General features: G+C 46.7%; 9 protein-coding genes and 1 riboswitch. Of the genes, 6 read left to right on the top strand and 3 right to left on the bottom strand.

The genetic code is table 11. The annotated features are described in order from the left end of the window. Nucleotides 1-77: 77 nt before the first annotated feature. The 3 genes from lspA to nadA form a co-directional block, all read right to left on the bottom strand. Nucleotides 78-596, bottom strand: coding sequence for a signal peptidase II (gene lspA / locus ACWHYD_RS04170; RefSeq protein WP_447964660.1), 519 nt, complete (start codon nt 594-596; stop codon nt 78-80). Next, entirely contained in the window at nt 593-3,451 is a 2,859-nt protein-coding gene (gene ileS, locus ACWHYD_RS04165) for an isoleucine--tRNA ligase (protein WP_447964659.1), read from the bottom strand. The genes lspA and ileS overlap by 4 nt, the downstream gene beginning before the upstream one ends. A gap of 176 nt (nt 3,452-3,627) precedes the next feature. Beyond that, entirely contained in the window at nt 3,628-4,725 is a 1,098-nt protein-coding gene (gene nadA, locus ACWHYD_RS04160) for a quinolinate synthase NadA (protein ID WP_447964658.1), read from the bottom strand. Nucleotides 4,726-6,420: 1,695 nt separating this feature from the next. On the opposite strand from nadA, the gene rffA reads away from it, so the two are divergent. The 6 genes from rffA (at nt 6,421) to thiC (ending at nt 13,506) form a co-directional block, all read left to right on the top strand. Further along, the gene (rffA, locus tag ACWHYD_RS04155) at nt 6,421-7,617 is read left to right on the top strand and encodes a dTDP-4-amino-4,6-dideoxygalactose transaminase (protein WP_447964657.1); all 1,197 of its coding nucleotides are present in this window, start codon (nt 6,421-6,423) and stop codon (nt 7,615-7,617) included. Between the two features lie 79 nt (nt 7,618-7,696). Beyond that, complete coding sequence (locus ACWHYD_RS04150) at nt 7,697-8,434, top strand: GNAT family N-acetyltransferase (protein ID WP_447964656.1); 738 nt, start codon at nt 7,697-7,699, stop codon at nt 8,432-8,434. Between the two features lie 267 nt (nt 8,435-8,701). Next, the gene (locus tag ACWHYD_RS04145; protein ID WP_447964655.1) at nt 8,702-9,415 is read left to right on the top strand and encodes a hypothetical protein; all 714 of its coding nucleotides are present in this window, start codon (nt 8,702-8,704) and stop codon (nt 9,413-9,415) included. 38 nt (nt 9,416-9,453) lie between these two features. Further along, entirely contained in the window at nt 9,454-9,843 is a 390-nt protein-coding gene (locus ACWHYD_RS04140; protein WP_447964654.1) for a hypothetical protein, read from the top strand. A gap of 130 nt (nt 9,844-9,973) precedes the next feature. Beyond that, complete coding sequence (locus ACWHYD_RS04135; protein WP_447964653.1) at nt 9,974-11,296, top strand: glycosyltransferase family 4 protein; 1,323 nt, start codon at nt 9,974-9,976, stop codon at nt 11,294-11,296. 70 nt (nt 11,297-11,366) lie between these two features. Then, nucleotides 11,367-11,469, top strand: a riboswitch (TPP riboswitch). 102 nt (nt 11,470-11,571) lie between these two features. Then, the gene (gene thiC / locus ACWHYD_RS04130) at nt 11,572-13,506 is read left to right on the top strand and encodes a phosphomethylpyrimidine synthase ThiC (RefSeq protein WP_447964652.1); all 1,935 of its coding nucleotides are present in this window, start codon (nt 11,572-11,574) and stop codon (nt 13,504-13,506) included. The last annotated feature ends 96 nt before the right edge of the window (nt 13,507-13,602 follow it).

Raw genomic sequence — 13,602 nt, 5'->3', positions numbered from 1 at the left:
CACACATGAACATCATATGATGAGAGCAAAATAAGTGGGCACAAACGTGCCTCGCAGCTGAAAAACAATTCGGAAGATTAGAGAGGAGGATTTTCCTGAGGGGTCAAGTTGGGTTTCCGTTTTTCAAAGGCAAACAGGAGGAGAAGAGAGCACACCCCCACGCTAATCGCCGAATCGGCCACATTGAAAGCGGGCCAATGGTAGCCATTGATATAGAAATCTAAAAAATCAATGACTTCCCCATATTGCAAGCGATCGATAAAATTCCCGATCGCGCCACCAAAAATCGATGCAATGGTCATCTGCCCCCACCAATCGTGGGGTTCCAGCCGTAAGAAGATGGTAATTAATAATCCCATGGCAAAGAGGGATGTCAGGAAAAAGAAAATGAGCCTAAACCCACTACTGGTCGTGCCCATTATCCCAAAGGCGGCACCAGGGTTTCTGATGTAGGTCAAGGAAAAATATCCTGGAATGATGGGGATGGACTCGTGGAGGTACATTGAAGTGGCAATGTAATACTTGGTGACCTGATCGAGGCTCACGATGGATGCCACCAGGAGCCCTAACAACACAAATCGATGAATGCCGTTCACACCAGCGCCTCCACGCATCGACCGCAAAGCGTCGGATGTTGAGTCTGTGAACCCACATCCTGGAGGATATTCCAACATCGATCACATTTGGTACCTTCAGCTTTGACGATTTCTATCGTTAAACCCAGGCTCGCATCCACCAATTCCCCTCCAGGCAGTGACCCAACCGCTTCCACCTTCACACACGAGACAATAAATAATGCCGGCAGATCGGTGAGATACCCTTCGAGCAACGCAGAATTTGGTTGAGTCGCATGCAAGATTACGGTGGCATCCAGGGAAGAACCAATCACCTTGTCTCGTCTTGATTTTTCTAAAGCGAATTGCACCTTACTCCGGACTTGGAACAAGTAGGCCCACGTCGTATGGAGCTGTGGGTTTTGAAAGACTGTGGGGGATCTCGGGAAGTCGGCCAAATGCACACTCATCGGCTTAGATCCTTCTACCGTGGATTCTGGTAGAACCTGCCAGATTTCTTCAGCAGTAAAACTTAGGATCGGAGCCATGAGCGTTGCTAAGGAGGACACGATTTCAAACAAAACCGTCTGAGAACCACGCCGAAGTAGCGAATTTGCCGGAAAGGTATATAAACGGTCCTTCAAGATATCCAAATAGGTCGCGCTCATATCCGTAGAACAAAAATAATCCAATTCGTGCACGACCTGGCGAAACTGAAATTGGGCATATCCCTTTTTCACGTTGTCGATCAGTTGCCCTAGCCGCCAGAGGGCCCATTGATCCAGTTCCGGCAAATCGGCATGGGGCACGGAATGAACGCCCGGCTCAAAATCATACAGATTACTCAGGAGGAACCGGCAGGTGTTGCGCACCTTACGATACGCATCCGTCAATTGTTTTAAAATCTCTTTTGAGATACGCAGATCTTCCTGATAATCCTGCGAGGCCACCCATAGTCGCAGAATTTCCGCACCAGACTCTTTGATAATTTCCTGTGGGGTCACGACATTGCCTGCCGATTTCGACATTTTTTTGCCTTCCCCATCCAAAACAAACCCATGCGTCAAGACGGCCCGATAGGGTGCTTGCTCATCCGTCGTCACCGATGTCAAAAGGGAACTGTGGAACCATCCCCTATGTTGATCGGAACCTTCAAGGTATAAGTCTGCGGGATACCACCCTTCACCTTGAGGCCTCAACACCGCCGCATGACTCACCCCCGATTCAAACCAGACATCTAAAATATCATGTTCTTTCTTAAACGACCCATGGCCGCATTGCACACATGTGGTTCCCTGGGGAAGTAATTCCTGGGCGGATCGACTAAACCAAATGTCGGCCCCACTCTCCTGCATTTGAACACTGATATGCTCGATCACTTTGGAATCAGTTAATGGGGTGGAACAGCCTTGGCAAGAAAACACAGGAATGGGCGTCCCCCACATTCGCTGACGAGATAAGCACCAATCCGGACGGTTCAAAATCATCCCGTAAATACGATCTCGTCCCCGCTCTGGAATCCATTGGACTTTATCAATTTCTTTCAGGGCTTTTTGGCGAAGATCGGCTTCCTCCATGGACACAAACCATTGGCGTGTAGCCCGAAAGATGACCGGTTGCTTACAGCGCCAACAATGAGGATAAGTATGTTCAAGCCTTTTTTCACCAACTAACAACTTCCTAGCATTCAAGACTTCCACAATCCCGGGATTCGCCTCCAAAACGGGTTGTCCTGCAAACTCAGGAAAATCATCCGTAAACCGTCCTGCATTGTTGACCGGCACCAGGATTTCCAATGGCTTCCGATCAGGAAGCATTTCGACATAAGGGGGTTTGTTATATTTCAGAACTAAAAGATAGTCGTCCATCCCATGTCCAGGAGCAATATGCACACACCCGGTCCCTTGCTCCAAGGTGACAAAATCTCCATTGAGGATAGGGATCTCCTTCTTGGCAAATGGAGGATGACACGTCCATCCTTCGAATTCTTTTCCTTTCTTTTTTCCTAATACCTCAAATTTCTCAATCTTACAGGCCTTGGCAAATGCGTCCACCAATCCAAGAGCCACGATAAAAGCCTCTTCTCCAGCTTGAAGAACGGCATAGTCAAAATCCGGATGGAGGCAAATGGCTTGGTTCGCGGGAAGGGTCCAAGGGGTCGTTGTCCAAATGACGGCCGAAACGGCTTTCAACTTTTTGACGGTTGGCAGACCCAATCGTTGGTCGGAACCCATTTCAGCCGGCAGGACCGTAAAGGGAAATTTCACATATACCGACGGTGAGAGATGATTCTCATATTCCACTTCGGCTTCAGCCAGCGCCGTTTGATCCACGGTACACCACAACACCGGCTTCAATCCCTTATAGACGCGACCCTTTTCCACAAACTTTCCAAACTCTCGAACAATCGCGGCCTCATAGGCATGATCCATCGTCAGATACGGATGCTCCCAATCCCCGAATACCCCTAACCGGCGAAACTCGTCTCGTTGGATCTCAACAAATTTCTCCGCATACTCGCGACAGAGCTTCCGGAGTTCCACCGCACTCAGATCTTTTTTCTTGGGACCGAGCTGCTTGGTCACCTGATGCTCAATCGGCAACCCGTGACAATCCCATCCAGGGATATAGGGAGCCTGGAACCCCGCCATGGTTTTCGATTTAATAATGATGTCTTTGAGAATTTTATTCAGCCCATGCCCGATATGAATATGCCCATTGGCATAGGGAGGGCCATCATGAAGGATATAACGGGGGCTGCCATTTCTGGCCTCCTGAATACGGTCGTACACCCGCTCCCGCTCCCACCAGGCTAATCGCTCCGGTTCCTTTTGTGGCAGATTGGCCTTCATCGGAAACTCAGTCCGGGGAAGGTTCAATGTCGCTTTGTAGTCCATGGGGAAATTCTCAAGAATAGTGGGATAAACTCAAGGCCATTCTAGCCATGCCTCCCAAACCCGTCAAACATAACCCTTCAGTCATATCGCGACAACACATCAATGGAAAACAACCGTGTTATTGATATGAAAGCGCAACAAATAAGGGAAGGGGGGGAACCACAGAAGAAAGGTATTCAGCTCAAATCCATCATGCGGTCCAAAGCCAACTTGGCAAACACTTTCTCCTCGTCAGGAACTTGGATGTGATTAACCACATGACCCTGCACGAGATTTTCCATGGCCCAACATAAATGAGGCCCATCAATTCTATACATCGTCGAACAGCGACACACCATTGGGGAAAGGAAAAAGACTTGCTTATCGGCTTGATCTTGTTTCAACCGATTCACCAGATTCAGCTCGGTTCCCACCGCCCAAATTGTTCCTGGATCGGCCTGAGTCACTGTCCGAATAATAAATTCCGTCGATCCCACCAGGTCTGCCTGATTGACCACATCCTCATGACATTCAGGATGCACAATAACCTGAACATTAGGATACTGCTTTCGAAAATAGCTAACGTGTGCCGGTTGGAACATCTGATGCACACTACAATGCCCCTTCCAGAGAATCAGACGAGCCTTGTGTATGGTTTCGCGAGTATGCCCGCCATTGGGTTGAAAAGGATCCCAGACGATCATCTCCTCAGGGGGAAATCCCATCGCATTCGCGGTGTTCCGCCCTAAATGCTCATCCGGGAAAAAAAGAATTTTCTCCCGTCTCTCCCAGGCCCAGTTCATAATGGCTTTGGCGTTTGAGGAAGTGCAGGTCACCCCACCATGTTCTCCGCAAAAGGCTTTGAGAGAAGCAGCTGAATTCACATACACGATGGGGGTCACGGTCTCCTCAACAGGCAACACCCGAGCGAGCCGCTCCCAACAATCATCCACCTGTTCCATGGAAGCCATATCCGCCATTGAGCAGCCAGCAGCCATATCGGGCAGAATGACCGTTTGATTGGAACGACTGAGAATGTCGGCTGTTTCAGCCATGAAATGCACCCCACAAAACACCACATGAGGAAATTCAGGGTGCTCAGCCGCATACTTGGCCAAGAGAAGAGAATCGCCTCGAAAATCGGCATGGATGATTACATCATCCCGTTGATAGTTGTGTCCCAATAGCAATACTTTCCGACCTAATATGGCTTTTGCGTCGACAATTCGATCAAACAATTCCTGATCCGGAAGAGTTTGGTAGTCAGTAATAGGGAATTCTGTAATAGTGGGCATAATTATTATTTCCAAGGACGTTTTCGAGTTTTTTGTTCAAAGATGGCTGTATTTTCTGATACTAACTACCAATTTAACGAAATCAAGGAACAGAAATTAAGCTTACCAAATCTGTAGGCACCTATGAAAGGAATTCTCCTTAAATAGCTACTAATATGAGCTGCTCCACAACAATCCACCTGCCGACAATCGACTCCCGTGCCAGCGGGGGACTACAGAAGGCTCGACCTCCAGTGTTTTATTAAGCCCGATAAATCAAAAAGACGGTCTGTTAATCTTTTTCTAAATGCGTTTTCCCTTTGGTGCTATACACACAGATACCTCTCTGCCTTTTCCCTGGGGAATCGGTTTTGCCACCGAGACATATCAATCCCACTCTTCGCTATCCGAGCAATGGTGAACAAAAAGAGCCTGCACTGGAATCAATACAGAACAACTGAGTTCAAAATCCGCATGGGCCTGTTGATGAAGGAGCAGTCCAGGAGAATCTGTTATCTTCTATTAGCATAAATTGCCGGAATAGCCGACTGACAAAACGTTCATTACATTCCCCCACCTGTACAATCTCGGCATAAGGATGATGTCCAATCCAAGTTCAACCAATAGGCCTTTTCTTATATCGGGTATGTTTCCACCAGCCTTACTTCTACAGCCTAAGATTTCCGTCATTTTTATTAACAAGGTCCCGTTAATAAGTTCTGAAACACCATTTACTCCACGGCTAAAAAATGTCCCGTGCGCCTACCACTTACACTTCCAGCGCTCTGTATCTTCATGGCATTGCCTCATATTTAGGCTTGGCGTTATCCCTGGATTTGGAAACCCGAAAGAATTTGTCTATTGTTGAGGGAAAAACCCTGCAACCTTGGATCGGACAATAAGCTAATTGCCTCTGTCGAGGCTGATACAGGCCGAAATCAACAATATACCGGGTATATCGAATCTCCCAATGAAATCCTTGAGGTATTGGTATTGCCAGGGGATGAAGAAAAATTGGGAATTCCCATTAGTGTGCCTTTCAGGTAAACTTCAAGAAAAAAGCATGCTCCTTCCTCAGTGGTGGCCGATTTTTTTGACAACGATTAAGAACTTATTCTGTTTTTTTGAGGACAACGGGTAATTTGTAGGGTCTTCAGAAAAAGTTGGACCGAGTTGTTCGAGGGGGGACCATGGCACCGTTAGATTCCAGAATGGATGTTAAAATCTAATGCCCTGGGATGAAAATTTTTCCCGGAAGAAAGCCGTCACCGCCCCGCTCTCATTACACATTCCCAGATTCCCAGATTTATACCCTTTGGGTAATCCGGTAGCCAGAATTCCCGATAGCTAAAGCCTTCAGCCGTAAGGAGATGAGATATCCCTGCTGTGAGCCAACGACTTAGATCGGCAACAACCCTACATAGAAATGCTTGGTTGTGGGCTTGCCTGGCTTGATAGAGGTGCCAAAAATTCTCCGTAAAGGTAACCAAACTTTTTCGAAATCATGCAACTCAAGCAGGGTATGTACCGTAGGTGTTTCGAAGAGGTGAACCGGCAAAAAGGTTTGGGGCAACGACTCATTGGGAGTAACACCCTCCAAGGGTGATTACGCCAAGTATTTTCAGAACGGTGTGAGGCACGAAATTCTAACTTCAGGCAAGAGACCTCTGCCGTTGACGCATAGAAAGGTATTTTCCAACAAATGGAGAAAGAAAGATGGAAAAGATCATCCCCTTCAATAAACCGTTCATTGCGGGAAAGGAGCTTTATTATATTGCGCAGGCAGTGACGTTTGGAAATTTGGCTGGTGATGGGTATTTCACTAAAAAATGTTCTGAACTGTTTGAAAAACAGTTCGGCGTTCACAAAGTGCTTATGACACCTTCCTGCACGGCAGCCCTGGAAATGGCCGCAATGCTTTGTAACCTTGGACCCGGTGATGAGGTCATTCTCCCCTCCTATACTTTCGTCTCGACCGCCAATGCGATTGTTCGGTTGGGCGCGAAACCGGTATTTGTCGATATCAGGCCTGACACACTGAATCTGGATGAAAATCGAATAGAAGAAGCGATTACTCCAAAAACAAAAGCCATTTTGCCAGTTCATTATGCCGGAATCGCATGTGAAATGGACCACATTATGGCGATTGCAAAGAAACATGCACTCTTGGTCATAGAAGATGCGGCGCAAGGAGTGGGGGCGTATTATAAAAACCGGGCACTCGGAACTATTGGGCATCTCGGAACCTATAGTTTCCATGAGACTAAAAATTATATCTGTGGTGAGGGGGGCGCACTTTGCATCAACGATCCCGGAATGATAAGGCGGGCAGAAATCATTCGAGACAAGGGAACCAACCGGAGCGAATTTTTTCGCGGGGAAGTTGATAAGTACACATGGGTCGACATTGGATCGTCATATGTGCCCAGTGAAATCGTCTGTGCATTCCTTTATGCCCAATTGGAGATGTTGGACTCGATTGCAGAGCGCAGAAGGGGAATTTTTAAACGGTACCGGATGCTCCTGCGACCCCTTGAAATTCAAGGTCTATTGAGTCTCCCTACCATACCAGGAGATTGCAAGAGTAATTTTCATATGTTTTACATTCTTCTTCCAGATATAGAAACAAGAGATGCCCTCATGGGGTACTTAAGGCAACAGAACATTTTGGCGGTTTTTCATTTTGTTCCACTGCACAGTTCGCCAATGGGGAAAAAGTTTGGATATATCGAGGGCGATTTCCCAATCACAGAACAATTGAGCGGTCGACTGCTTCGTTTGCCATTCTATTACGAAATGACTGAAAAAGAGCAGGAATACATCATAAAATGTATAACCGAAGGTCTGGAAACCGTGAAAGGGAAAATAAAGCTAAACCGAGAGAAACCTCCAGCGCTCAGATTTGTCCAATAGTGGCGAGGAGGTTCTACCTAGTAGAACACTTGCACAAAGAGAGAAGAGATAAATTAAGAATAATCTTTTAACGGTTCTTGTGCCACTACCCTGGGACTCTCAACATTTTGAGATTTCCGTTGGGCAGATTATTTCTCCAGCATTAACAAACTCTGAACTTGAGAACATTCTGTCTTATGCAAAAGAACAGGGCTACCACTTGATTTATTGGGCCACTTGCCCGGACAGAATGATCCCTTTGCCTCTTCTTCAAAGTTTTTCAGGTTCCCTGGTAGACAGAAAAGTTACCTATCAACGGAAGCTGAGTACCGAATTCACCTTCGGCGAGATTAAGAACCCAAGTCATTCGTTTGAAGTAATTGAATTCCCTCGATCGCAGGCCAATCAGCAGTTAAAAACTCTTGCGTTGATCGCAGGTGCCCATTCTAGATTTCACGACGATCCATGTATTTCGAAGGAAAAATTTGCAGGCATGTACCATATTTGGATTAACCGAAGCACTTTACATGAAATTGCCGATGTGGTGTTTATCGTGAAGAATTCCGCAAATATGGAAGATTGTCTCGGAATGGTGACCGGGTCTGTCAAAAATGGCATTGGAAAAGTTGGCTTGATGGGGGTTCAAAAAAAAGTTCAAGGTCAAGGAATCGGCTCATTGTTGATGAAGACTCTACATGAATGGCTGATATCAAATGGTATACATACTTCAGAAGTGGTTACCCAGAAAAACAATATACGAGCCTGTAAATTTTATGAAAGGTTTGGGTACAAACTGGAATCGCTTCAGCATTATTACCATTTCTGGGTTCAATTGTAGTTCTGGGTTCAATTGTAGTTCTGGGTTCAATTGTAGGTGTGGTCTACCTCTGCCTTGAGGGATAAATCTAAAAAACCCAATACTTGGCGAGCGGGGGGCATGGGGAACCGAAGGAATTACAGTTTAAAGGTACTCAAACATTGGGGAGCGGAATCCACATTTGGAAAAACTACCATTGATCAATTGCCAAAAAGCGGTGTCCGTTTACCAGTTACCGAAAGTTAGTGAGATCCATGGAGATTGCCTCTTGAAGCTGGGGTATTGCTGATGTCCAAGCAGAAACCTTCCACGAAGAAAAGTATATTTTTTCATATAGTTCTATTGCTTATCCCGATCACTACCCTCGTATTAACCTATCTTGCGTACACAACGTTTAGAACAGTCCAATTCTATAACTACGTTAAATCCGATCAGCGTGGTTGGAGCGGACAAGTCCATCAAGCTCATAAAGAACTTGGATATGCACCTATTCCCAATTCCCATGGCTGGGAAATATTGCCTTTAGGCCCTGACATTCCGGTACCATATGACAAGGACGGATTTAGAATTCCAGTGGATGAAAAGTTAAAGACCACAAACAACCATCCATTTGCGCTCACCTTAGGATGCTCCTTCACGTATGGAGCTGCCACTCATGCTGAAAATACCTTTCCCTACCTGATTGGCGCCGATTTCGGCGTATCGACAAAGAATGCTGGTGTTTGTAGTTACGGCCTTTCACAAATGGTGTTAATTGCGAAACTATTGATTCCTCGCCATAAGCCTGACTATGTCATTGTTCAATATTCGCCCTGGCTTGTGAAACGAGCAATCCAACCCTTTGCGCCTTCGTATTACGGAAAGCTCCCTAACCCCTACTATTTTGGAGAAAGCGCCCTAGGGATAGCACCCGCCGTCTTTCAAACCAAGGTATTTGACTTACCTATCGACAACTATCGAAATACCCAAAAAGGAGTTTCTGATTTTTTCTTTTTTCGGTGAATATCGGCTTTCCTCTCCTACTTCACGATGATTTCAATATGACAAAATACACTCTCGCAAAATTTTTGAGATTGACAAATGGTCCCACAAAAAATCGCTCGGCGGTCATACAAGACGCATATAAAGAAATCGCCAACATGGCAGAACAAAATAACGCCAGGATGATCATAGTAATACTGGGAGAAAATCATCTTCCTGTCCCAATTTCAAAAGATCTTTTCCCGAGGAATGCGGTAGTAATAGATGCGCACAGTGAGTTACTAAACCGGCTGCCAACCATCGATGAAAAAAGTTTCCAACGACACTACAACCATTGGCGTGGTGAACCCCCGACTCTCGTTGATACACACCCAAATGAACTCGCCCATAAAATAATTGCTGAAATGATTACTTTGCAGATGGTTAAATTTTCCAAAAAAGAAATTTAACATGATTGAAATACAGCGAGAGTCTAAGCCGTCGGTTTTACCCAATTACAGAGTCTCTTGGAATCTCGTACTTTGCTTGGGGTCTTAATGTACCAATTTTAATGTACCAATTTGGTCTAACCCTAATTTCATGGACCGATCTAACAAATTTCCATATCAGGCGAATAAGCATGCATTAAAAAACGAAGGCAGTAATTTAGTGCCCTATTTCAACGAGACCTCTTCGGAAGCAGACGGGGATGGAAAAGTGAACAAAAAGATCAAGGATGATACGCCGGTCCGAGTGCTCCATCTGATTGATAGAATAACCGGCTATGGCACAACAAGATTGCTCTGGGATATTGTGCGCTTGACCCCACCGGATAAGGTCAAACACTTAGTCATTAGCTTTTCGCCTGATAAAGGAAAATGGATAACGGCAGATCTTCTGCGAGAGAAGGGTGCCTATGGCCAAGTTCCTAAACGCCGTATCTTAAAACTTTTAGATCGTTGGTCCCTGACTTGGTTTCTTGGCCGGTACATTTCAACAATATGGCATGTCTGTAAAGCCTTAATCTGGTTTCGCCCGGACATTATTAATGTACATACAACTTATGCCTTAACCATTGGCGTGCCATTAAAAGTCCTGTTGCGGCGCCCAATGGTTCATCTGGTTCCGTCACTCTTTTCCCAAATGGTGGATGAAGGAAAACCCTGGGTTCCAAGACTGTATGCCCGTTTTCATGGCTTATTCGATTGTTTCTTCACTGCTGCCTCCCGCTGTCAGGATGAACTGCATGCAGTAGGCATTCCCAATTCCAAAATTGCTCCTCTTCGCGGGATTCTTGACCTTGAAGAAATCAACAAGATTCGACATAAACGGGAACAATTCCATAAGACAATCAGAGAAAATTATCATTTGCCTTCAGATGCTTTTATTGCACTTTCTGTCGGTCGCCTGGACTCCTCTAAAGGGCACATATATGCCTTGGAAGCTCTTTCCAGCCTTGTACAACAGTTTCCTAAGCTCTATTGGCTTTTGGTTGGCGATGGGAAGCAACGTGCAGAACTAGAAAACCGTGCAAAAGATTTAGGCACTTATACCCATATGCATCTCGTTGGCTATCAGGATGACCTCCTACCTTATTACGCAGCCGCCACAATGTTTCTTCGTACCATGATTTTTGAGGAGACCAATCTTTCAACCTATAAAGCCATGGCTATGGGCTTACCCATCATAGGGTTTGATACGGGCTGTGAAACCGAGCTTTTAAAAACGGTTGGTCACGGGATTTTAGTACCCAATAAAAGTGTTGCTGGTTTATCTGCGGCAGTAGCACAGATCCTGACACTGCCTGACCATGGAAGAGAACTTGGTGGTCGTGGCATAGAGTTTTGTCAGGCCAATTTGGACATTCGATTGGGAATCGAGGATATAACCGCAGTGTACAAGAAACTTAGAGATGGAGGTTGACATTTACACTTCTCTTTGAGGGAATAGGGGACTGGCACTGTTTGACAAACAAACAGAACGAGACTTACCATGAGTTTGCTAGGGGTGCGACAAGCTGAGAGTCCCAAAAGCGGGGACGACCCTCACGACCTGACCTGGATAATACCAGCGTAGGGAAGCAGGAGACACGAAAGCCCGCACGAGCAGCCGCACTCTTTAGCAAAAAAAGGGGCGGCTTTTGTATTTTGGAGTCAGCTCCCTGGATCAATTCCTAACCCCAGAAAGAGAGGGTTTGCATGACACCACCCCAAGCCACAACCACTAGCCCACCAACACCCGCATTGCGCGTCGTTTCTGAGGAGCCCCGTATTCCTCTTTCCTCCTTATCGATTCAACCATTTCCGGGCTCACAAAAAATATATCGAACCGGCTCGAGGCCAGATGTACGAGTCCCTATGCGCGAGATCCATCAAACCCCAAGTCATAGTCCTCAAGACCACACTGAAGTTCAGAACCCTTCTGTCATCGTCTATGATACCTCAGGACCCTATACGGATCCTGCTCTCCACATTGATGTGCGCAAAGGTCTCCATCCCCTCAGAAAGGATTGGATTGCGGAACGGCAAGACGTAGAACCTTTAAAAGAGGTCAGTTCACAGTATGGACGAACCCGGGCCAACGATCCCGCCTTACAGGCCATCCGATTCCATTTGCAACGCCCACCCCTTCGGGCAAAATCAGGTCGAAATGTCACCCAATTGCATTATGCTCGGAAGGGAATCGTCACACCGGAAATGGAATTTATTGCCATACGGGAGAACCAGGCACGAGAGGAACACCAATCCGCCCAACAAGGGACCGGACAAACCTTTGGGGTGACTCAACATCCTGGCCAGAATTGGGGCGCGTCCACTCCTTCCTATATCACCCCGGAGTTTGTTCGTGATGAAATTGCCCGGGGACGGGCCATTATTCCTGCCAATATTAATCATCCGGAAATTGAGCCTATGATCATCGGGCGCAATTTTTTAGTTAAAATAAACGCCAACATCGGCAATTCTGCCGTGTCCTCTTCCATTGAAGAGGAAGTTGAAAAATTGATTTGGTCTATCCGATGGGGTGGCGACACCGTCATGGACCTCTCCACAGGGAAAAATATCCACGAAACTCGTGAGTGGATTATTCGAAATTCTCCAGTACCTATAGGGACCGTTCCCATCTACCAAGCATTAGAAAAAGTTGGAGGAAAACCTGAGGAACTTACCTGGGAAATCTTTCGAGATACTCTCGTGGAACAAGCCGAACAAGGCGTGGACTACTTCACCATTCACGCCGGTGTTCGCCTGGCCTACGTCCCACTGACCGCCTCTCGCATGACCGGCATCGTCTCACGAGGCGGATCTATCCATGCCAAATGGTGCCTCGCTCACCATCAGGAAAACTTCGCCTATACGCATTTTGAAGAAATCTGCGAGATTATGAAAAGCTATGATGTATCCTTCAGTTTAGGCGACGGACTGCGCCCTGGTTCTCTGGCAGACGCCAACGACGCGGCTCAATTCGCCGAACTGGAAACCTTGGGAGAACTCACCCATATTGCATGGAAGCATGATGTGCAGGTCATGATTGAAGGTCCGGGACACGTTCCCATGCAACTCATTAAAGAAAACATGGACAAGCAGCTTTCCGTCTGTGACGAAGCCCCCTTTTATACCCTGGGCCCCCTCACCACGGATATCGCTCCAGGCTACGACCACATCACCTCGGCGATCGGCGCGGCGATGATCGGCTGGTATGGATGCGCTATGCTGTGTTACGTCACGCCCAAGGAACATTTGGGCCTACCGGACAAAGAAGACGTGAAGGCCGGAGTCATGGCTTACAAAATCGCCGCACATGCGGCAGATTTGGCCAAAGGCCATCCCGGAGCCCAACACAGGGACAATGCCCTATCTCAGGCGCGCTTTGAATTTCGATGGCAGGACCAATTCAATTTATCCCTTGACCCGGAAACGGCGAAGGATTTCCATGATGCTACACTCCCCGCGCAAGGAGCGAAGCTAGCCCATTTTTGCTCCATGTGTGGCCCGCATTTTTGTTCCATGAAAATTACCCAGGACGTGCGAGATTATGCTGCGGAAAAACAATTGGCAGATGAGGCCGCACTGAAACAAGGCATGCAGGAAAAATCCGAAGAGTTCCGGAAAACCGGTGGAGACTTATATCTGTAAAGCGGTAAAAGTCCATGGTGGAACAAGCAGGTGATCAACAGAGTTTTGGTAACAGGCAAAAACAAAACGTGATTGTACTTGATGTTCCATAAAAAC

This window comes from Nitrospira sp. Ecomares 2.1 (assembly GCF_965152585.1).
This window is presented reverse-complemented; position numbering and strand designations above follow the sequence as displayed.